Here is a 21,242-nt window from a genome sequence, read left to right as displayed (position 1 = left end):
TCCGGCGCTTGCGTTTCTCCCCTCGGGTGTATCCAGCCTGTCCGCAGCCGCGTCCAACCTGTCGGCAGACTTGCCGGACGGCAGCGGCGCCGATGCCTGGGGTAAGCCCTCTCGCCGGCGTTGTGAACCGGGCAGGGCATGCTCCTGTTTTTTACAGGCGCTACACATCCTTAGCTGTAGTAGGTCCGTGACCAGCGCCCGGCATCGCTTACGCGCCATGCCGGCTGCCGGACGTATTGACCTTGCAGCAGTTCACCGTCATTATCAGCCGCTGCCGAAAGGTCTTTTTCTGAGGAATTTCGTCTTGAAACTGTTCCGTGAAGTTGCTCCGGCGACGGCACGAACCAAGACACGCCCGATGGCGCAGGTCAGCCTCAGCCGTTGCCGAGCACTTTGGGCAACATTTTTTAGTTCTGAATGGAGTTCATCTGGCCGCCTCACAGGATGAAGGGCGGTTGTCCGCCAGCATGTTCATGCAAATTGATTTCCTGTGCAATGTGACCCGATGTTGATGTATCGGCCTTATTATTTTCCTGTGGAGACGCTTTTTTATGCTCACCTATGATATGACTGTCACTCTCGCTGTTCTTGGAGTGACTGTTATTCTTCTTGTAAGTAACGCACTGCGCAATGACGTGGTGGCGGTTCTGATTATCCTGGCTTTGACGCTCAGCGGCGTGTTGCCCGTGCAGGAGGCCATATCCGGCTTTGCCAGCACCACGGTGCTTATCATCAGCTGTATGTTTATAGTGGGCAAGGCCATTATTCATACGGGCATTGCCCAGCGGGTAGGGGAGGTCATCATCCGTCGAGGGGGCCGAAGTGAACGCAGGCTGCTGCTCATGATTATGGGGGCAGCCGCCTCAGTGGGAGCGTTCATGAGTTCCACGGCCACGGCCGCCATATTCATTCCCATCACCCTTTCGGTGGCGGAAAAAACCCGGATCAATCCCAGGCGTCTGCTTATGCCTTTGGCGCTTGCCGCGCTTATCAGCGGCATGATGACGCTGGTAGCCACAACGCCCAATATTATTGTTAACAGCATCTTGCGCGAGCACGGCCTTGAAACGTTGGGTTTTTTCAGCTTCACGCCCTTCGGCGTGCTCATTCTGCTGCTGGCTATGGCCTTTATGCTGCTTTTCGGGCAGGACATGCTGGCCCCCAAGGATTCGCGGGTAGAGTGCAAGAAAAGTCTTTCCATTGATGATCTGTTGCGCCATCACAAGATCGACAAGCAGCAATTTTTGTTGCGTATTCCTGAAGGGTCAGAACTTGTGGACCGTAGTGTGGCGCGCATGCAGCTCAGCGCCCGGTACGGAATCACCTTGCTGGCTGTGGAAAGCAACGGCCACGGCAGAAGGCGAACCATTACACCGGCAAAGCCGGAAAAGGTGCTTCAGGCCGGAGATCTTTTGATGGTTATCGGCTCCGCCGCCCAACTACATGTCTTTATAGAAACGTTTTCACTGGAGCAGGTTTCTGCCACCGTTTCCAAGCGGAGAAATTTTTTTCAGGTGGTGGGGCTGGCGGAGGTCATGCTCAATCCGGAGTCAACGCTTATCGGAAAATCGTTGAAAGAAACGCTTTTTCAAACGACCTTCCAGAGCATGGTGCTCGGCATACGCCGCAAGGGAGAAACCCTGACAGAAGATGTGGCCGATATTCCTCTTAAGTTCGGCGATGTCCTGCTGGTCTGCGGCGCGTGGGAAGACATCCTGCGGCTTGAGCGCAACAAAAGCCAGTACCTGCTGCTCACATTGCCCCAAGACTACAAAGAGGTGATCCCCGCGCGGCAGAAGGGAAAAATTACACTGATCATCATGGCTGTCATGGTGGTGCTTATGGCTTTCAGCCTGCTGCCCCCGGTGACAGCCATTCTGGCCGCCACTGCCGCCCTGGTGCTCATGCGCTGTGTGCCGCTGAATTCCATTTATGAGGTGGTGGACTGGCAGACCGTTGTCATGATCGCCGGGATTCTGCCGCTTGTTCTGGCCTTGCAGAAGTCAGGGATTATTTCGCTGGTTTCCGACGGCTTCATACAGATCTTGTCCGGGGCCGGTCCCTTTGCCGTTCTGGCCGGACTGTTCATGATTTCGGCCTTGTTGGGTTTTTGCCTCTCCAGCACGGCGGTAGCCATGCTCATAGCCCCTATGGCGGTGGATGTGGGGGTGAAAATGGGTATCAGCCCTCAAGCCTGCGCCATGTCTGTAGCCATTGCCTGTTCCGCAGTATTTATTTCTCCCCTCGGTTCGGCGGTGCATATGCTGGTGCGTGAGCCGGGCGGATACAGTCTGAAAGACTATGCCAAGGTGGGCGTCCCTCTGCTGTTGCTGGCCCTTTTGGCAACCCTGTTTTTTTGTTGGGTGTTCTATCTGCGCTAAATTATTGGATGCTTATGTTGTGGGTTGATTTGGCTTGTTGTTGTCCGTCCAAGCAATTCGCATAGGCATACCGGCAACGTACCCGGCGGCAGACGCTTTTCTGTAATGCGCGGGTCTGGCACTTTGTGGGCCACAGACGCGAGCCGCCGTATTTGCACTTTGAGGAAATAGGACTTATTTCTCTACGAAGCCGCATGAAGATTGACATTATATAAGGACCTAAAGATGAAACTGCCGACACTTCCTCCCATTCTCAAGCTGCAGGTTGTGCTGAAAACCCTGGCTGTACAGGTATGTCTTTTTTTTGGCATTCTTTTGGCCGTGTGGGGTTTGCAGCGAGCGTATTCCTTCATTGACGCCACTACTTTTCCGGAGCCGATGACGCTGCCGGCCGCTGCGGACAAGCTGCCGGAAAATGAAAAAGGTAAGATTCTGCTTGATGCCATTACCCATCAGATGCAGCGCGAGCTGAATTCCACCTTTGGCTGGAGCATCAATGATATCGTTTTTAACCGTTTTATTCTGGATAACCGGGCGTATCGCCAGTATGGAGTTTACCACGCCACCAGGTTCCTGCTGGATCTTTATGCCAGCCAGATCGCCAAACTGGGAACCAGCGACAGAGAAAGCGAATTTTTGTATAAGGCGCGTATAAACAGTTTTGCCATTGACCCGCGCAGTTTTATGTTTCCCTCTGCTGAAGGATCATACAAGAAGGGCTTTAAACTGCTTGAGGATTATAAAAAATCATTGGATAACGGCACAGGCGTGTATAATTGCCGTTCTGACGACCTTTACGCCTCTTTTGTGACTGTGACGGGAGAAAACCTGCTCGGTTATGCTCTTGGGCTTTTGCAAAACGCGCAAAGCATGTCTTTTTACACTCTGGACAACCGTATTTATGAGGTTCAGGGAATCGTTCTGGTTCTTCGTGACTTCATTAATACTCTTTATGTGCTGTATCCAGAAATCAAGGCCAAGAATAATGAAGAAAACATGGCTTCCGCCATGTCCTATCTGAACCGGATTTGTGAGTATGACCCCTTGTATATCACGTCATCCTTCAATTCCGGAGAGCTTGTCCTGTCCTACCTGCTGTTTGCAAAGGCACGTCTGGAAGACATACGCAACAGTATCCGCATGTAAGGCAGGGGGGCGCTATGGCGCATCCCGCAAGGGTGTGAGCGAAAAATAAGAGCGTTTACGCTGCTGCAAGAAAATATCCGGCATGACAGGCCGCACGGTTCCAACGCTTTTCCGGCGCTGCTGACCGGCGGCCTGTTTGTGTGCCAGCCCGAACGCGCTCTGTCTATGTTCAAACGGGCCGGTGACGTGTACCATGCGTTCAAGGGCGAAACGACAGAGCTTTACTGCAAGAGCGGAGGAAGAGCATGGCGCCACGCTACATACTGGCCCTTGATCAGGGTACAACCAGCTCGCGCGCGATTCTCTTTGATCGCGATGCCAATATCGTGCAGGTCGCGCAAAAAGAATTCACCCAGATATATCCTGAACCAGGGTGGGTGGAGCATTCGCCCAATGAGATTTTTGATTCGCAAGCGTATGTCCTCCACGAGTGCCTGCGGCTCGCGCAAGTAAACGGCAACCAAATAGCGGCCGTAGGCATAGCCAATCAACGGGAAACTACCGTTGTATGGGAAAAATCCACCGGAGCGCCTGTCTACAATGCCATTGTCTGGCAGGATCGGCGTACTGCGGCCTTTTGTGACCAGTTGCGGGCTGACGGCAAGGCGCTGATCATTCAGGAGAAGACCGGGCTTGTGCCGGACGCCTATTTTTCCGGCAGCAAGGTGCGATGGATTCTTGATAATGTGCCGGGCGCCAGGGCAAAAGCCGATGCCGGGGATCTGCTGTTCGGCACGGTGGATTCCTGGATTGTGTGGAACCTGAGCAAAAGGGGAGCCCACGTCACTGATCCTTCCAATGCCAGCCGAACCATGATGTTCAACATCCATACGGGGCAGTGGGACAGTGAACTGCTGGAAATCATGGGCGTACCCGCCAGCATGCTGCCCGAGGTTGCTCCTTCGTCCAGTCATATGGCAGAGGTACATCCTGAATTTTTTGGCTGCGCGACGCCCATTGCCGGTATTGCCGGCGACCAGCAGGCCGCCACTTACGGCAATGCCTGCATGAGCCGGGGAATGGCGAAAAACACCTATGGCACAGGCTGTTTCCTGCTGCTTAACACCGGACAAAACCCGCGAGTCAGCTCTAATAATCTGCTCACAACCGTGGCGTGGCAGACGGCAGACGGATATTCCTACGCGCTGGAAGGAAGCGTTTTTGTCGGCGGTGCTGTTGTGCAGTGGCTGCGTGACGGGCTTGGCATCATTAAAGACTCCTCTGAAATGGAGGGATTGGCCGGTACTGTGCCGGACAACGGCGGGGTGTATATGGTTCCTGCCTTTGTGGGTCTCGGCGCGCCATATTGGGATCAATACGCCAGGGGGACTATCGTGGGCCTGACCAGAGGAACCGGCAGAGGACATATAGCCCGCGCCGCAACCGAGGCCATCGCGCTGCAGACATTGGATATTATCGATGCCATGCAAAAAGATACGGGCATTGCTCTTACCACACTTCGTGTGGACGGCGGCGCCAGCCGCAATAACATGCTTATGCAGTTTCAGGCCGACCTTACAGGTGTGCTTGTTGAGCGTCCGGTGGTAACAGAAACCACAGCCCTTGGGGCGGCCTTTCTGGCCGGGCTTGCCTCAGGTTTTTGGGAAAATGAGCAAGAGGTGACAAGCCTGTGGAAGCTTGACCGCTGTTTTGCCCCCTCTATGGCCGAAGACAAGAGAGATGAGCTGCTGTACCAGTGGCATCGCGCGGTGCAAAGGGCTGCCCGCTGGCTTGAAGAGTAGGGCGAGAGCCGCAAGTTTGCTGAAGCATTGCCGTCAGCAGGCTGCGGTGTGTCTTTTGCCTGTTTTTGTTAAGGGTAAGAGAGGTTCTTGACTTACCCCTGTGCATTGGGATAAAAAGCTTTTCGCAGCACGGGTTCGGGCGTATCTGCCTGGAATCCAAATTTGCCGGGATGGTGGAATTGGTAGACGCAGCGGACTCAAAATCCGCCGGGGGCAACCCCTTGCGAGTTCAAGTCTCGCTCTCGGTACCAAAGAAAGCAAAGGGTTAGGGTCGTCCCCTAACCCTTTTTGTCGTTTTTTCCGGCGCCAACTGGCACCAAATCGAGCGGGGCATCAACTCGGCTGCCCTGGACTGCCCGCCGGGTGTAACATGGGCGTACGTGGTTGCTGTGAGCGGTCGCTGTGCCACGCCACCTATTTTTAACAAACGCGACACCGGATATGAAAAAACACTTTGGTGCGTGGCGCTTGATGCAATAAAAAAAGCCGCCCGAAGGCGGCCTTCAAGAGGAAGGTCATGAAAGGGCCTTTTAGAAGGTATAGCGGATGCCGAGGCTGAATTCGTTGGCATAAGGAGCCATGCCAAGCTTCATCTTTACGCCATCCACGGTCTTTTCGTTTTCGTGGTAGCCAAGGGCCACGAAACGGTAGGCCAGATCGGCGGACAGGTTGTTCGTGATGGCGTAGGCCACGCCAGCACCTGCGTTCCAGGCGAAGACGGTATTGGCTTTTTTATAGCTTTCGCTCCCTAATCCGGCGATCTCTATTTCATATTTGCTCTGGATGAAGCCCATACCAAGCCCACCACCGATATAAGGCGTGAAGGCCGTATCATTATGGAAATCCCAATACGCATTCAGGAAAAGCGTTTGGAGATTCCACTGGCCTTTAAGGGTGACGAGATCCCCAAAATCTTTGGAATCCCATTCAGTTTTGCTGTTGGTGCGGATGGCGTATTCGATTTCAGCGCGGACAGGCACCTGATGCATGGGGTAGAAGTCGTAGCCGACAAAAACGCCGCCGCCGACAGTGTTCTGTGTGTAGCTGTCTACCTCAAAAAAATCGATGGCGCCGCCTTTGGAGACATTTCCTGTGCTCTGGATGGAATCGATAAACTTCAATCCCATGTAGAAACCGTTATCCGCAGCAAGTGCGGATACTGAAAGAGCCAACGTCAAAGCCATGGCAAGTAAACTGCGTTTGAACATGTTCCCTCCAATTTGAGTGTTGATCAACCGTACGTTATAAAACAACATAACAAAGCTATTCGTTCAAAAAATTTAACTTTTATGTTGTATTATTGTGTTTTTGCGTAACAAAGGTGAGGCCAGGCAGCAATAACCGCTGACCTCGCCAATGGTTGCTGCGTGCCGTTCGCTGCGCATAAAAAAGCCGCCAGCAGGAGCAGTCTATGGGCGCGCGGGCAAGATTCTATCCCGTTGACGCATGGGAATGTACGAATGTACGCGCGCAAAGCGGATTGGAGCAGGGCAGGGGAATGAGAACAAATGTATGAAAGAGTCGTGCGTTGAACGGGGGGATGAAAAAGCGGGTCCCGATCCCGTTTTTGCTATGTTCGCGCATACGGTTTAAACGGCATGGCGCACGGCTATAGTCTGTTCATCCTCAGCCTGCTCCCGCAGGCTGGTTTGTGGCGGCAAAAGATGAACGCAGTAGTAGAATGAATACCGATGAGCCTACTGGGTAATCCCCCCAGAAAAAAGTAGCATTTCAAAGTAGAATTTCCGAGAATAAGCAATCTGGAGATTTTACAATGAAAAAGTCACGCTTCACGGACAGTCAAATCTTGGCGATTTTAAAACAGGCCGAAAATGGGGTGCCCGTTCCAGAACTTTGCCGCGAGTACGGCATGAGTAGTGCGTCTTTTTATAAATGGCGCGCCAGGTTCGGCGGTATGGATGCATCCATGATGGCACGAATGAAAGAGCTGGAAAAAGAAAATGCCCGTCTGAAGCGGATGTATGCCGATGTCCAACTCCGCCACGATGTCTTGCAGGAAGCCCTTGAAAAAAATTGGTGAGGCCATCTCAACGCGTTGAGATGGCCAAAAGAGCCGTTTCCGAGCGTAAGCTCAGTATTCGCAAAGCTTGCCTGACATTTCAGGTCAGTGAATGCTGCTATCGCTATGAACATAAGCTTTCTGACGAGAACAGCCTGATTGCTGAGCTTCTTCTTGGACTGGCGCAAGTGCAGCGCAACTGGGGATTTGGTCTCTGTTTTCTCTATTTGCGTAACGTAAAAGGGTATGCCTGGAACCATAAGCGCGTGTATCGAATTTACCGAGAGTTGGAGCTGAACTTGCGCATCAAGCCTCGAAAACGTCTCAAGCGTGATAAACCTGAGGAATTAAGCGTACCGGAGTCTGCTAATCAGGTATGGTCAATGGATTTTATGCATGACCAACTCCGGGACGGGCGAACGATCAGGCTTTTGAACGTTATTGACGACTTTAACCGTGAAGGGCTTGGGATTGAGATAGACTTCTCGCTTCCAGCCGAACGCGTGGTGCGAACACTGGAGCAAATCATCGAGTGGCGTGGCTGCCCGCAAGAAATTCGCTGCGATAACGGCCCGGAATACATAAGTGCCAGGCTCTTATCGTGGGCAGAGAAGCGGAACATTGCAATACGGCATATCCAACCGGGAAAACCACAGCAGAATGCCTACATCGAGCGCTACAACCGAACAGTTCGTTATGATTGGCTGAATCAGTATATCTTTGAATCCCTGGAAGAAATACAGGGATTTGCTACGGCCTGGCTGTGGACATATAACAATGAGCGACCAAACATGGGCATTGGCGGCATCACTCCAGCTATGAAACATAAGCTGGCGGCATAGGCTCTACTTTGGAGAGCTACTAAAAAGGGGATGATTACCCATCCACTGGGACCAAAGACATAGAGCGGTTCCCGCAAACTGAGAAACCAGACCACCATATCACGGCTGGATTCGTGGAATATATAGCCAAGATCAGTAGCTGGAGTATAGGCCGATGGAGTAGCGTAACCCCTGACCAAGGTGCCCGAGGGCTTGCCGCTAAAAACCAGTCCTGCGTCAAGATCGGCGGACTGGAGGCAATCGAGTTCGGAAGTTGGTGTTGTGTGCATCTTTCCTCCAATGTGTCTGCTTGACACGTTTAATTTGAATGTACACAATAAAGACACAGGAGGTCCCCATGTCCACAGTTACAGCTAGATTGGATACGGATACGCAGGCGCGACTTGAAAAGCTTGCCGCAGCTACTTCACGCTCTCGCTCTTGGCTGGTAGCGGAAGCGGTGAGGCAGTATGTTGCCGAACAGTCCTGGCAGGTCGAGGCCATTCAGGAAGGTGTTCGTCAGGCGGATGCGGGAAAATTTGCTTCTGACCAAGAGGTGAAGGAAGCCTTTACCCGTTGGGGTGTCCATGCAGACTAGGTCTGTGCGTTGGCTCGCCCTTGCTTTGGAGGATTTGCACGCTATAGCGGGATATCTGTCTGAAAAGGATTTGGATGCCGCAAAGGAAGTAGCCCAATGCATATGGAATGCTGGGCAAAGTCTTGCCGTGCTTTCTTCGCGGGGAAGGGCTGGCAGGGTCGCAGGTACTCGTGAGCTTGTACTGACTGATTTTTCGTATTTTATTGCATACCGGGTTGTTAAATCCGAAGTGCAGATCCTTCGTGTCCTGCACACTGCACGACGTTACCCAGCCTGAACAGTCAACCGCAATCACCACAGAAGGCGCACACTGCAAGTTGTCTCAAAAACGCCGTCAATTTCTCTGTATCTGCTTGGTCAGACACAAGGCCATATCAACATTTCACTGCAATTCTCCTTTGGATTCATTTAATTGGCAAAACAGACAAGCGCTCGAAAGGCTCGCCAGTGAGCTCACAGCGAGTCAACAGGGCGTCCACATCAATGTCTGCCAAGCCTTCAAAGTGAAATACTTCCGTCAACTCTTCTTGCAAGGCTTCCTTGTCCAGGGTGGTCCGGCCTGCTGTCACAGACATGCGGAAACGGTAGTTCCCGGTGTTCACCCAGTCACGAGTAAGATAGGCTGGAACAAGGCTTTCGCGCACTGGGGGTATCACGAAAGGCCGTGTTCGTTTTTCTGCCTTGCTACCCCCAAATATACCCCCACAGCAGGGGTATGTCAAAAGAGGTTGCAAGATTATTCGAGAGTATTGCAGAAGATAAAAGTTAAGCCCCGTAAGGCTTTTAGAGCTTTACGGGGCTTTATGAGAGTAATCACTGGTGCCGAGGGCGGGATTTGGCACGTACAAAACAAAGCATGCAGTAAGCGTCTGCTATTTTTGAAGAATAATTTTTCTCACTCGCACTTTGTGTATAACTTTGTGGCACACCCTAGTCAAGTTTTTAGGACCAGAACCGTGCCCCAAAATGCGCTTAGTAGTGATACCGGCACTGCACGATTATCAGCGTGTTCCTTTCTGAATCTACCTTGTAAACCAGCCGATGCTCATGGTCGATACGCCGTGACCAGCATCCTGTTAAGTCAAAGCGTAACGCTTCTGGCTTCCCCAGCCCGTCCGATGGTGAGCGCATCGCATCGCGGATAAGCTCGTTACTGCGCTTCAGCTTTTTCCTGTCCACCTGCGGCCAGTAACAGTAGGCATCCCAAGCCATGCTCAATCCACCAAGTCATGCTGCTCCACAGAAGAACAACTCGCTAAAGAATCACGTAATCTCTGGGCATTAGCTGGTGATCTCAATAGGTGTGCGGTTTCCATGAGTCCAGAATAGTCCTCTAATGAAATCATTACGACGGATTGTGATTTTTGGCGCTACATGTGGCCCGCACAATTCGTGCAGAGCAAGTAATGCACGTTCTGGCAGAGTTGTTTCTGACGCATGGCAGACCAGATAACATTCGCTCGGACTACGGTCCAGAATTCGTAGCGTCAGCTTTAAAAGAATGGTTGGCAAATCTGTCTGTGCAGACGCAGTACATTGAACCGGGCAGCCCCTGGGAAAATGGTTACTGCGAAAGTTTTAACGGCAAGCTTCGGGACAAGCTGCTAGACGGCGAGGTGTTTACGACGTTACAGGAAGCCGAAGTAGTTATCGAAAACTGGCGCCAGCACTACAACCACCGTAGGCCGCATCGCTCCCTTAACGGTAGACCTCCTGCACCATTGACAGTTTTTACCCCTCCCCAAAGAGGAGAAATGGGACCAATCTCGCCTCCGCCAGAATTTTCAGCCATACAGGCGGCAGAAGCAGAACCACAAAAAATCTACCACTAACATTTAACCTGGCACAAAAAAACGGGGCTGGTCAGAGGATTGTTTTCAATGTTAACGAGACGGAATTATTCAGCGGAGTTCATGGCGAAAGTAGCACTAGATGCTCTGTCCGGTGAGTACCTTTGGCAGAGCTGGTAAGTATGACGCGCATCTGACGGCAGATCAGCTTAAGAGATACCTTGAAACGTTAGACAAAGAGGAGGACCAAAACGCAGCAGCTTTCCTGAGGTTCGCATTGTCCACTGGTATGCAGAAATGTGCCTTACTTAACCTTCATTGGAGCGACATTGACTTTGAAATGGGCTTCATCACTTTACGCGGAGACGCATCTAAGAAAGGTAAAAAAGAGCGTATACCGAGGACAGGTGGCACAAAAAATCCGCACTGAAATTGAACGTACTGATATTCCCTATATTTTCCAGGAAAAATGGTAACAAACGATCTGATTTTGCCGGATTGCAGCTCGGGTCAAAAAAATGCAGACTTACCCGAAGATTTTCCCGCTTGCATGGATTACGCCACGCATATGCTTCATTTCTGGCTTCAAGTAGACAGGTAGATTTGTACACATTACAAAGATGCTAACTCATGGAAGCCCTCAAATGACTCAACGCAACGCACACCTTGCGGATGAAGCGTTTAAAGAGCTGCGCTGGTTGCTGAGAACATTATTTTAAGGAAGAAATCCTGTGGACAAAAAACAAGCAAGGCTTAATACAAGAGCGCTAAACAACGTAAGACTCCAATTCTGGCATTATGAATATTTAAAAAGACACCTTTTATCAAAAAACAAAATTTTGTGTCGTGATATTTTTAATGCATCAGAATTTATTTTTGAGCGACTTGTTGATAAAATTGAATGTGATGATAAAAAAGATATACTTTCTCATGTAATTTATGTGTGCATTTTGAATGCGAATTTTCCGAATTGCAGTAATAATAAGAGTAAATATAATGAAATAATGGATAATATTGGAGATAGTGAGCGAGGGAAATATTGTATACGCACTTTATACCAAGCATCTTACAAATATGGATACAACGCACACAAGTTGATATGTCCTATCCCAATGGATTATATCCTTAACGGATTGAATAGAAATGAAAACTCTGTGTATATTAACTCCGACGTTCTATTAATAAAGCAAGACTGCAGCAAATTTAAAGTTGGCATATCGCCACATCAGTCTGAAATTGTCGATGGTTGCGGAAATCTGACATTATCGCTGAATTTACTTGATGAAGGCTTTGATTTTTCAAAAATTCAAGATGAAATTGCTCTTCACATCTCTGCAAGAAGGCATGTTCTCAAATGCATTGGAGCTAAAATCAGCCTTTCTCTAGAAGAAGTCGAGCGTTTAGTTAGAGGCTATCTCCCTGAGGGCACAGAATATATTCCGAAGTCGTCAGATATTAGCAGGGCTGTTGGATTATGGAGCTGGGATTATAACCATCTAGGAGAACATGCATTTTACTGGGCAGGCATGGGCAAGTCTCCCGACAGCCCAAGCTTTTACAATTCACACGAATGCGCTTCGGGGAAAATAAAAGGTGCTTCTCTTTTAATAAAACTATTAGAACTGAAATTATTAAAAAACTTTCATAATGAAAATAGAGATGGACAAAAAATCCTAGCACCGTGTGATGATATTTACAATAACTGTTTGAATTTTATTGATAAAGATAAAAAGCATTCTCTAACTTCTAAGAATGGAAAATGTGAACACTTTGATAGTTGTACACGAAAAGTTAATTTTGTATACCAAAATGCACAGAAATGTATAGATAAAGCAAGGGTGATCCCTATTTCTGCAAAATAGCACTTGGAGTTGTCCCTGCTAAACCGGACACTCCAAGTTTTGCAATGAACGGATAAACTCACGAGGTGAGAGCATCCGCAGGGCCTTATGTGGGGCATTTTCATTATAGTCTTCAAACCAACCGAGAAGCTGCGCCATCTGTTTCGGCATCCGATCTGTCGTTGCAGAAGACGTAATCCCGTTTGAATGTTTTGACGAGAGCTTCAGCCATGCCGTTGCTTTGGGGGCTGCGAACTGGAGTAAACTTGCTAACGATGCCCAGCGCGGCGGCAAAAGTTATTCTTTCTCTTGCCGTGTAGCAGGATCCGTTGTCGGAGAGCCATTCAAATGGCCGCAATGTTTTGACATCTCCAAGCCGTTTTTCAACGCGTGCCAGCATGACGCTTTCCGCCATGTCAGCACTGTACCCGCCAGTAGTGGCGGAATAGGCAATCACTTCCCGGTCGCAAGTATCCAGTGACCCGCTCACCGTTGTCGCAGGCAATTTCAAACCCGTCAGAGCACCAATGCTGATTTCTTTGTAGCGTGGAAGCCTTACCCGTGTGGCCTTTTTCAGGTCTCCACCGTTGAGCTTGTTTTAGTACTAGTTCCAGCCATAGTTCCAGCACCTCCTCCCTAGTTAGAGCGGCGGTATAAATGGGGGCAACTCCAGCACTGAATAAGAAATTTCGATTTAATTCTAATTTCTTTCTCTTTTTGCCACACAGATGCTTGTATGGCCTTGAGGAAACTCAGGGCCCATTTTTTATTTGGAGGAAATCAATGAGCAACGAAATTTACCATTCCCATTGGCTCACCGAGACGCAAGTGGCCAAAGAAACAAATTTAAGCCTAAGCAAACTTCGCCAAGACCGTCATAAATGCCGTGGAATTACCTACAGCAAAATTGGTCGTTCAGTGCGATATGCTTGGGAAGATGTGAAGAGCTACATGTTGGAAAAAGGATAAAACCACTTCAATAAGAGAGGCAAAATCATGGCAAAAAGAAAGTCAAAAAATGAGTTCGCACAAGAGCACAAGCAGTTTTTGGAACTGGTGAAAAAAAACCAACCAACTCTGGAGGTGATGATCAAGCTAAACTTGAATCGTACGCAATTGAAAGCGCACCTCCTGGAAGCATACAACTCAGGGGAAGTACAGGCAGGTGATTGGCAACCTTGCTACGAAATCCTCAAGCTTGGGTCTTTCCCAGATTCTGTTCAAGAACAGCTTAAGAATGCTTTTTCGCAAGCATCAGAAGATGATTTTGTAAAAGCAGAAATTGTTGAAAATAAGGTTGTCATATCAAAGTACAACCTCATGGGGCCAGATCAGTTGCCAATGACACCTAGGCCAATTGAGATTGCTTCACAAGGCAATCATGTAATGGAAATGCAAAATCAACGTGTGGATGCGCAATAGATTACACACCAATAAATATTAATTTCCTGCTGCGGGGCTGCCGCAGCAGGAGGAGGGTTTCATAATGTACTCAAATCAGATCGTCCCGTACAATAATCCGTCACTAGTGGGCACTCCATATATTGATCAAGTCTCTCAGTACACCGCTTATATGAATGCTGTTTGCGGTTTTCATGACGGCTACAAAAGATTTCAAACAGTAGTCAAGGACAATTATGATCAAACTCAATTAAACCTCCAATACAATGCTCTGGCGCAGCGTCCTATGATGCAAATGCAGCAGAATCCTGTACATTTACAGGATATTGCCTGGGAAGCAATACCATCAAGCTTGAAAAATGTTGCACAACACTTTTCAATAGTGTCTGGATGGAGCGAAAAATGCGTATTAGTTGCAATGCTTGGCTATATAAATTCTGCAATGCGTGGAAGGTATTGTGTCTTAATACGCCCAGAATGGTTCGAGGCAGTAATTCTGTATCAGCTGATGATTGCTAGTCCTGGACAAAATAAAAGCCTCGTGCATAGATTCATGAATGCACCGCTTGAAAAATTTCAAGAAAAACTCATGTCGAAGTATCTGGCCAAGAAAGCCTCGTCACAACAGCATAGCGAAATCATAAAGCAAGCGAATCGCATCGCAAAATCGGCGCTACTTAGAAGTGCCCTGAAAGACGCCCAAAAGGATGAAACTGGGATCGACCTTGAATTATTTTTTAAGGGGGCACGTGAGGCCTCAGAAAAATTAGCTGTGATTTCAAATCAGACGAATACTCACTCAGACTCTCCGACGTTTTTAGCCGATGGATTCACTGAAAAAAAGCTGATGCGTTTAATGGCAGGGGCTGGTGGGGGACAAGCAATTATTCAGCCAGAGGGAACGACCCTGATTAAGCAGATGAAAGACTCGAAGTTTGACCCCAAAATTTTTCTGAAAAGCTACGGGATGGAAGATTTTTACGATGGAACTGTTCCTGGTGGCATTGTAAGCGTTCCAAACGCTTTTTTAAACATTCTCGTGTTCTTACAGCCTGGCGTGGCAGCAGAGTTGTATAAAAATCCCAAGCTAATGTCTTCGGGGTTGCCTGCACGGTTTTTACCTTATTTTGTCTCACCCACCGGGGCACCATGTGCAACTCCGGAAACTCTTAATACAGAGGCAGCTGCAGTATATTTTCGCAAACTGACATCAATGCTGGAGAGAAATTATACTCAAGAGTCCAACCGAGAGATTTTTAGAATTCAGCTAACTCCCCCAGCGCGACAAGAGATTGAGAGTTTTCAGAATGAGCTACGATCTAACAATTATCTCAATTCGTGCCATGATAGTCTGAAGTTTTTTGCTGATAAATTAGCCGGAACTGCCGCCAGAATCGCCGGCATAATACATGCTTGGCGAGTTGATGAACCAGAAAAATGCGATATATCACAGCGAACTATGCAAGCTGGAATTCAGATAGCCAGGGCAATGCTGCCACAGGCAGAGTATGCACTTTCTCCAGTAGGATTTCAGGCCGTCGATGATGCAAAAAAAATCCTTGAATGGGTTAGGAGGCATCGACATCATGCATTTACGTCGAGGGATATTGCCCAAAATTCTGGGGTCCGCACTGTTGACAAAATTTTCCCTGCTTTGGATCTCTTGGAGCAGCACAATATTTTAACTCAACTTTCTGTGCCCAATAAACCGCGGATGTGTTTGATGCATCCATTATTTAAGTAGTTTTATAAAACGGGCCAAAAGTTCAACTGAATTTATAAAAAGTCGTCTACAGCAGGTCTGTAGACGACTTTTTTATGCTTAGACTACATTATTCATATTTTTTCATTGCTTGGACAATATTTCTGCCCTGAAAAATATACAGGCCTTTTTAGTTAAGAAGCTCACCTAATTCATTCCCCCATATCGTTGCGGCAAGTACTCATGCGTTTGACTGTTCGGAATGATAATTATCGTTAGAGATTATTTATGACCATAGTATGTGTAAGTCCGTTTGTACAAAACCATGATCTTAACACTTGAGGTGCCCGATGATTACAACAGACATATTTTTTACCAATTTAAAATCAGCACTGCCGCCAGTCTTTACCCGTGAGGAAGCAGCCAAACATCTGGGAGGACTGCTTTCCGCAAAAACATTGAACAATATTGACTATAAGGGCGAAGGCCCAGAAGTACGTGTCCGTGTGGGTAAAAAGATTGGCTATGAGCGTGAGACATTTGTTCAGTGGCTACGACAATATGGTCTTCATAGGAGCTGATTGAAAATACAGTGAATGAGTAGTCCTTGTAATAACAACCAGCATAGGCCGCAGCTACGCCTGCGGCCTATGGTTTTTATGAGCGCTACTATTATATGCCTAAACAAACATAATCGATCCTTTTTAATCGATAATCTACTGTTTGTAAGGCGGAGGTTTTATCATGGATAATCCTAAATGTATTTACGCGGGCAACCCAGACAAAGGCAGGCCATGGATTTTTATTTCTGACACAGCAGAGGCCAAGGCAAAGGCTATTGAGGAAGGCTATTCGGCCTTCAGCACCATGAGCTTTGATTATGAGCCTGAAAAAGGTAAGCCGGAGCCAACTCGCTACGGCTCTCTTTGGATGGATATCGATTGCAAAGAGAACCCAAAGCGGTCTATCTCGATTGTACAAGACATCGTATTTTATCTGGAAACTCGGTACAAAGTTAATCCTCGATCTCTGCGATATTTTCTTAGCGGGGGAAAAGGCATGCACCTTGAAATCCCAGCTGCAATTTATGGAGGGGAGGATGGACACCCATATCTACCACAGATTCAAAAAGTTATGCTTACACGGACGTTTAAAATACCTCTCGCGAGTATCGATGGGGGATGCCTTGATACACAACTGTATAGTGGAGGGAAAGGCAAACTACTGCGTGCGCCCAACATCCTTCGGCCAGATGGGAAGTATAAAGTTGAAATTTCGTATGAAGAATTAATGAACTTACCTAAAGATGAGCTGATCTTACTTACTTGTCAGCCACGAAATACCTCGATAGATACTGCCGCGCCCAACATAACAGACATGAGTTACTGGTATGATGCGGCAATGGCTATCGAAACTCTTCTGCGCCAAGGCAAGCAATCAAAGGAAGCCATTAATGCCATTTTGGAATGTTCCTTTATTGAGCATTGTTGGGAAAATCAGGACACACTCTCTGAGCCAGAATGGTTCAGAATGGTAGGCGTTTTTATATCCTTGGGGAATGTGGCCCGCCCTATTATTCATGAATTCAGTCTGGGTTACCCTGGATATTCTTATCAGGAAACGGAAAATAAAATTGCTCAAGCAAAATGTGCAGATCGAAAAATTACCTGTGAGTACATTCAGGAAGTGTATCAGTGTAATAGGAAATGCAATGTTCGCTCTCCTGGGGATATGTTTTTCAAAAAAAAAGCCAACCGCGAAATTGTTGCAACATCATTTCAGCTTAGAGATACCGGCGTGTTCTATACGCCAAATGATGGCCAAGAAAATGATGGTATATATATTTGTAGTCCGCTCAAGATACTGGGAAAGATGAGAAATTCTAGCGGTGTTGGGTGGGCAAGACTTGTCGAATTTACGGCTCCTGACGGGCAAAGAAAGCAGTTGCCGATTAACATGAGAGACTGCACGGGACGTGGTGAATTAGTCCGCTCCATCTTATCGGACCATGGGCTCGAAATTGCCATGTACCCCAAGGCGAATAGTCTTCTTATGGAGTACATCCAATACGGTGCCCCAGAGGATACCATATATCTACAGCTAGACAAGGTCGGCTGGCATGAGGCCACATACGTTTTGCCAGACGAGCAGTTCGGAGCATCTTTATCCGAAAAAATCTATCTCGCTGAAACCACAGATACTCTGCACAACATTAGTGGGGATCTACAATTATGGCAGGAGCGCATAGGTAAGCTATGCGCGGGCAATTCTTTGTTAGTGTTAGCAACCAGTTATGCCTTGACGGGACCGCTCCTTCGTCCATGTGACATGGAAGGTGGGGGGCTGCATATCTATGGGGCATCGTCGACCGGTAAAACAACGCTAGCCCTTGTTGCAGGTAGCGTGTGCGGTGGGGGTGGAAATCGTGGGTATTTGCGCCAGTGGCGTAGTACTCACAATGCTCTTGAACACACGGCGGCCATGCATAATGACAACCTGTTAGTTCTTGATGAGGTCGGTCAGGCAACGGCAGAAGTCGTAAGTCAAGTGGCTTATATGCTTCCCAATGGCCAAGGAAGATCTCGTATGCGTGCTGATGCCTCACTACGTGATCCCTTGACCTGGAGATTAAATTTTCTTTCCACGGGCGAGCTTACAATCAATGACAAAATTGAAGAGTCAGGCAAGCAGCGCGCCATGGCAGGACAGGCAGTGAGAATTATTGATTTGCCAATCGACGGAGGCACAGGTGAGAACATGTTTGCTAATCTGCATGAGAATGCTGATCCGGCATCATTAAGTGTCGCCCTTGCAGATGCGTGTAGTAATAGTTACGGAACGGCTTTAAGAGCATTTATAGCCAAGTATTGTGAAGGAAGTGAGCAGAACCAAGAGAGCTTGCTTAAAAAAATAGATGAATTCGTTTCGTTAAACGTATCCTCTGATGCTTCTGGGCAAGTTAGGCGGGTCGCCCGTAAGTTTGGACTCATTGCTAGTGCAGGTGAAGCAGCAATTGAGTGGGGCATCCTTCCCTTTAGTAAAGGAGAAGCCTATGCATCCGCCCAGCGATGGTTCAAGATTTGGTTGGAGCAACGTGGTGGTTCTGGCGACTTGGAAATGGCCAAGGTGCTTAAACGCATTCAGGATCATTTTGCTCTCAATCAGTCTCAGTATGTACGATGGGATCGGCATGCAAGTCTCGTGGATAACAATTTAAGTCAACCTAACATGTGGGGCTACCGCATAAAAGATGGTGGGGAAGAGCTATTTATTATGCTGACTCCTAGAGTTGATGAAATAGCAAGGGGCGTGAACCGCAAATCTCTGTCAGGAGTATTAAAAGCCAAAGGCTGGGTGGTTTGTGATGCATCAGGGAAGGTGAGGGAGACACATAGCATTGGAGGAAAGAATAAGCGTGGAATTGCTTTTATTCCTGCGCGTTGGGATGAGGTGTCAAAAAGTGACAGCTCAAGTCTTAGCTTATAAATTCTGTGCGTCGTGTGCGTCAAAGACTACAGCGGCGTCTCTATAATGCCTGAAAACTCGGCCATAGAGACGCCGCACAGCTCGCACAGCACGCACACCTGTTTTTTTGACTTCGCGGTTTCAAGTTCAAAGTGCAACACCCATTCCTTGGGTGTTGGCGTCCTCCAAAAAAATCTCATAGGGTGTCTTAAACCCAAGGCATTTTCTTGGCCGCCAGTTCAAGCGGCACATTGCCGCTATGATCTCATCTTGCGAGACCGAGCCCCTTATTTGAACTGGTGGTTGGGGCAGGTTGTTGAAAAGCTCTTGTTACTTGTTTTGGCCCTTGCCTGCGGCTTCAAGTTTATCGATGAGGCCCTCGAGATCATGTACAAGCTCGGCGAGGCGCGTAACAGCAGTGCCCGCCTGAGCCATGCCGTTAACGGTCTCGGTGGCGATGCGGCTCACATCGTCAACCGCGCGGTTGATTTCTTCGCTGGTGGCAGACTGCTGCTCGGCGGCGGTGGCAATAGAGCGAACCTGATCTGAATTGTCTTCAGTAAGAACCACGATCTGCTTGAGAGCCTCACCGGACTGGTGCGCAAGCGATGTTGCCTGCTCAACGGCCTGAGCTGCCTTTTCCATGCCCTGCAGACTGGCTTGCGTACCCTGCTGAATGGACTGGATGGCCGAGCCTACTTCGTTAGTGGCCTGCATGGTTTTTTCTGCCAGTTTGCGCACTTCGTCGGCAACAACGGCAAAGCCCCGTCCGGCATCGCCAGCGCGGGCCGCTTCAATGGCGGCATTGAGCGCAAGCAGGTTGGTCTGGTCTGCTATGTCTGAAATAACGTTCATGATGCGGCTGATTCCCTCGGCCTGGCTGCCAAGGTTTGAGATGGCACCCTGCAGTTCGCTGGTTTGGGCGTGTACAGCGCGAATGGCATTAACGGCTTCAATAACCACCTGCTCACCCCGGGCGGCCATAGTGCGGGCCTGATCAACGCTGGCAGCCGAACTGGTGGAGCTGCGCGCAACTTCAAGAACAGTTGCGTTCATTTCTTCCATGGCCGTGGCAGTTTCAGAAGACCGGGTTTGCTGCTGCCGCGCGCCAGAGGTGGCCTGTTCAACCTGCGTGGCAAGGGCCTCTGCCGATTGCGAAACCTGTTGCGCAATCGTTATGGCTTGACGGGCCACCGTCTGCATATGGGTCAAAAGGGTTGAAACGCGTTCTCTCTGCTGGTTGGCTACTACAAGAGCATTTTCAGCGCGCACTGCCTGTTCTGCTGCTTCCTTGCCACGGGCGTCTGCCTCGTCCATCTTGATCTTGAGGTTGCCCACCATGGTTTCAATGGCATCCTTCACATCGGCAAGCTCTGCGTGGAATTCTCCGTCAGGACGGGCGTTGAGATTGCCCTGCGCAACAGTGCCAGCAAATTTTCTGATACGATCAAGCGGATTGATTATGCCGCTGCGCAGCAGCATCCATGCAATAGCAGCCAGCAGGGCAAGTGTGCCAGCCGTCCACGCTGTGACGCTGATTTTGGCCATAGACGTTTGCTTGTTGGCCTTTTCCAGCGAGCTGATAACTTCAAATGCACCGTGAATTTCGCCTTCTTTCCAGCCTTCCTTGGTGCCGCCAATGGCGTCCTTTTCCCCGGCGGGGTTGCCGTGGCAGAAAAGGCATTCCTTGGTGAGCCGGATGGGACGGAAAAAGCGGATTTTGTCTGGTTCGCGAATAACTACTTCCGACAGCCCCTTATCCTCAAGCTGCTTCAACACCTTGAGTTCAAGTTCTGTGGGAGTGTTTACAGGGTTGCGCGGCTGCACCTTTGGGACCCTGAATTCGTAGCCAGCTTCCTTTGAATTCTGGGCAGCCATGCGCATGGCCGTGACCACAGGAACAGCATCAAGAACCTTGTCGGCTGGCAGCTGGTCAAAAGGCTTCATTATACCCAGCTCAAGCTTGCGCGCCATCTCATTGCGAGTGGCCTCAGCCATAAGCACGATGGTACGGCTTTTTTCCAGAATGGCGTCTTCAGCGCCACGGTGGATGTCGTCCAGCCTTTCCCAGGCCATGATAACAGCAATAACCAGCGGACCGATCAGGGCTACGCCAAGGACTTTCCACTTGATGCTGCACTCTTTGAACATATTTTGTTCTCCATGCCGGAATGGATGCGTTGTTATTATTCTCTTATCGGCAATCTGACACTACGCTTTATTGCGTGAGTGAATTTATCTGAATAATTATTGTAATTGCAGGCCAACCATACATAGGCGCCTGAAACAGGGATAACGCTTTGCGACCATCATTGCCAGAGCCGCGGGGTGAGGG

The 21,242-nt window shown here is 49.0% G+C and carries 19 protein-coding genes, 1 tRNA gene and 3 pseudogenes; 16 read left to right on the top strand and 7 right to left on the bottom strand.

Translation table 11 applies throughout. From position 1 onward, the window contains the following. The 5 genes from V6C07_RS03560 to V6C07_RS03540 all read left to right on the top strand — a co-directional run. Positions 1-448 (top strand): hypothetical protein (locus V6C07_RS03560; protein WP_333534992.1); only part of this gene is annotated, 448 nt, incomplete at its 5' end. 67 nt (positions 449-515) lie between these two features. Continuing rightward, positions 516-2,381, top strand: coding sequence for an SLC13 family permease (locus V6C07_RS03555; protein ID WP_333534994.1), 1,866 nt, complete (start codon positions 516-518; stop codon positions 2,379-2,381). A 225-nt stretch (positions 2,382-2,606) separates the two neighbouring features. Continuing rightward, positions 2,607-3,527 (top strand): DUF2333 family protein, encoded by a 921-nt coding sequence (locus V6C07_RS03550; protein ID WP_333534991.1) that lies wholly within the window; start codon positions 2,607-2,609, stop codon positions 3,525-3,527. Between the two features lie 245 nt (positions 3,528-3,772). Beyond that, positions 3,773-5,269: a glycerol kinase GlpK gene (glpK, locus tag V6C07_RS03545; RefSeq protein WP_333534990.1), complete on the top strand. Its 1,497-nt coding sequence runs from the start codon at positions 3,773-3,775 to the stop codon at positions 5,267-5,269. A 164-nt stretch (positions 5,270-5,433) separates the two neighbouring features. After that, positions 5,434-5,520 (top strand) — tRNA-Leu (locus V6C07_RS03540). A gap of 279 nt (positions 5,521-5,799) precedes the next feature. Here the strand turns inward: V6C07_RS03540 and V6C07_RS03535 are convergent. Next, positions 5,800-6,477 carry an outer membrane protein gene (locus V6C07_RS03535; RefSeq protein WP_333534989.1) on the bottom strand — a complete coding sequence of 226 codons (678 nt, stop codon included), beginning with the start codon at positions 6,475-6,477 and terminating at the stop codon, positions 5,800-5,802. Positions 6,478-7,043: 566 nt separating this feature from the next. On the opposite strand from V6C07_RS03535, the gene V6C07_RS03530 reads away from it, so the two are divergent. The 3 genes from V6C07_RS03530 (at position 7,044) to V6C07_RS03520 (ending at position 8,985) form a co-directional block, all read left to right on the top strand. Then, a protein-coding gene (locus tag V6C07_RS03530; protein WP_333534988.1) for an IS3 family transposase occupies positions 7,044-8,131 on the top strand; the annotation gives its coding sequence in 2 pieces (ribosomal slippage) (positions 7,044-7,296 and positions 7,296-8,131; 1,089 coding nt in all). 337 nt (positions 8,132-8,468) lie between these two features. Then, positions 8,469-8,708, top strand: coding sequence for a CopG family ribbon-helix-helix protein (locus V6C07_RS03525; protein WP_333534987.1), 240 nt, complete (start codon positions 8,469-8,471; stop codon positions 8,706-8,708). Further along, entirely contained in the window at positions 8,698-8,985 is a 288-nt protein-coding gene (locus tag V6C07_RS03520) for a type II toxin-antitoxin system RelE/ParE family toxin (RefSeq protein ID WP_333534986.1), read from the top strand. The genes V6C07_RS03525 and V6C07_RS03520 overlap by 11 nt, the downstream gene beginning before the upstream one ends. Positions 8,986-9,112: 127 nt before the next feature. Here the strand turns inward: V6C07_RS03520 and V6C07_RS03515 are convergent, their stop codons facing one another. From V6C07_RS03515 to V6C07_RS03505, 3 genes are all read right to left on the bottom strand, one after another. Then, positions 9,113-9,352 carry a hypothetical protein gene (locus V6C07_RS03515; RefSeq protein ID WP_333534985.1) on the bottom strand — a complete coding sequence of 80 codons (240 nt, stop codon included), beginning with the start codon at positions 9,350-9,352 and terminating at the stop codon, positions 9,113-9,115. A 328-nt stretch (positions 9,353-9,680) separates the two neighbouring features. Beyond that, positions 9,681-9,920, bottom strand: coding sequence for a Txe/YoeB family addiction module toxin (locus tag V6C07_RS03510; RefSeq protein ID WP_333534984.1), 240 nt, complete (start codon positions 9,918-9,920; stop codon positions 9,681-9,683). A gap of 2 nt (positions 9,921-9,922) precedes the next feature. Then, a complete protein-coding gene (locus tag V6C07_RS03505) occupies positions 9,923-10,054 on the bottom strand; it encodes a type II toxin-antitoxin system Phd/YefM family antitoxin (RefSeq protein ID WP_333534983.1) in 132 nt (43 codons plus the stop codon). 18 nt (positions 10,055-10,072) lie between these two features. On the opposite strand from V6C07_RS03505, the pseudogene V6C07_RS03500 reads away from it, so the two are divergent. The 3 genes and pseudogenes from V6C07_RS03500 to V6C07_RS03495 all read left to right on the top strand — a co-directional run. Next, positions 10,073-10,450 (top strand): annotated as a pseudogene (locus V6C07_RS03500) (integrase core domain-containing protein); the annotation flags it as partial. 190 nt (positions 10,451-10,640) lie between these two features. Next, complete coding sequence (locus V6C07_RS13380) at positions 10,641-10,928, top strand: tyrosine-type recombinase/integrase (protein WP_442886159.1); 288 nt, start codon at positions 10,641-10,643, stop codon at positions 10,926-10,928. Between the two features lie 301 nt (positions 10,929-11,229). Beyond that, a complete protein-coding gene (locus V6C07_RS03495; RefSeq protein WP_333534982.1) occupies positions 11,230-12,360 on the top strand; it encodes a hypothetical protein in 1,131 nt (376 codons plus the stop codon). Positions 12,361-12,378: 18 nt separating this feature from the next. Here V6C07_RS03495 and V6C07_RS03490 read toward each other — a convergent pair. Beyond that, positions 12,379-12,905: pseudogene (locus V6C07_RS03490) on the bottom strand (DDE-type integrase/transposase/recombinase); the annotation flags it as partial. Positions 12,906-13,122: 217 nt separating this feature from the next. On the opposite strand from V6C07_RS03490, the gene V6C07_RS03485 reads away from it, so the two are divergent. The 5 genes from V6C07_RS03485 to V6C07_RS03465 all read left to right on the top strand — a co-directional run bounded on the left by V6C07_RS03485 (position 13,123) and on the right by V6C07_RS03465 (position 18,928). Beyond that, complete coding sequence (locus V6C07_RS03485; protein ID WP_333534981.1) at positions 13,123-13,308, top strand: hypothetical protein; 186 nt, start codon at positions 13,123-13,125, stop codon at positions 13,306-13,308. A 27-nt stretch (positions 13,309-13,335) separates the two neighbouring features. Continuing rightward, the gene (locus V6C07_RS03480; RefSeq protein WP_333534980.1) at positions 13,336-13,761 is read left to right on the top strand and encodes a hypothetical protein; all 426 of its coding nucleotides are present in this window, start codon (positions 13,336-13,338) and stop codon (positions 13,759-13,761) included. Between the two features lie 64 nt (positions 13,762-13,825). After that, positions 13,826-15,484, top strand: a complete 1,659-nt coding sequence (locus V6C07_RS03475; protein WP_333534979.1) for a DUF3987 domain-containing protein — start codon at positions 13,826-13,828, stop codon at positions 15,482-15,484. A gap of 308 nt (positions 15,485-15,792) precedes the next feature. Beyond that, positions 15,793-16,023 (top strand): hypothetical protein, encoded by a 231-nt coding sequence (locus V6C07_RS03470; RefSeq protein ID WP_209818451.1) that lies wholly within the window; start codon positions 15,793-15,795, stop codon positions 16,021-16,023. A gap of 163 nt (positions 16,024-16,186) precedes the next feature. Beyond that, positions 16,187-18,928: a DUF927 domain-containing protein gene (locus V6C07_RS03465; RefSeq protein WP_333534978.1), complete on the top strand. Its 2,742-nt coding sequence runs from the start codon at positions 16,187-16,189 to the stop codon at positions 18,926-18,928. A gap of 126 nt (positions 18,929-19,054) precedes the next feature. On the opposite strand, the pseudogene V6C07_RS13375 reads toward V6C07_RS03465, so the two are convergent. Both V6C07_RS13375 and V6C07_RS03460 read right to left on the bottom strand, forming a co-directional pair. Further along, a pseudogene (locus V6C07_RS13375) lies at positions 19,055-19,189 on the bottom strand (IS30 family transposase); the annotation flags it as partial. A 48-nt stretch (positions 19,190-19,237) separates the two neighbouring features. Then, positions 19,238-21,058 (bottom strand): methyl-accepting chemotaxis protein, encoded by a 1,821-nt coding sequence (locus tag V6C07_RS03460; RefSeq protein ID WP_333534977.1) that lies wholly within the window; start codon positions 21,056-21,058, stop codon positions 19,238-19,240. Positions 21,059-21,242 lie beyond the last annotated feature (184 nt).

This window comes from Desulfovibrio sp. 1214_IL3152 (genome assembly GCF_036763055.1).
Classification (GTDB): Bacteria; Desulfobacterota; Desulfovibrionia; order Desulfovibrionales; family Desulfovibrionaceae; genus Desulfovibrio.
This window is presented reverse-complemented; position numbering and strand designations above follow the sequence as displayed.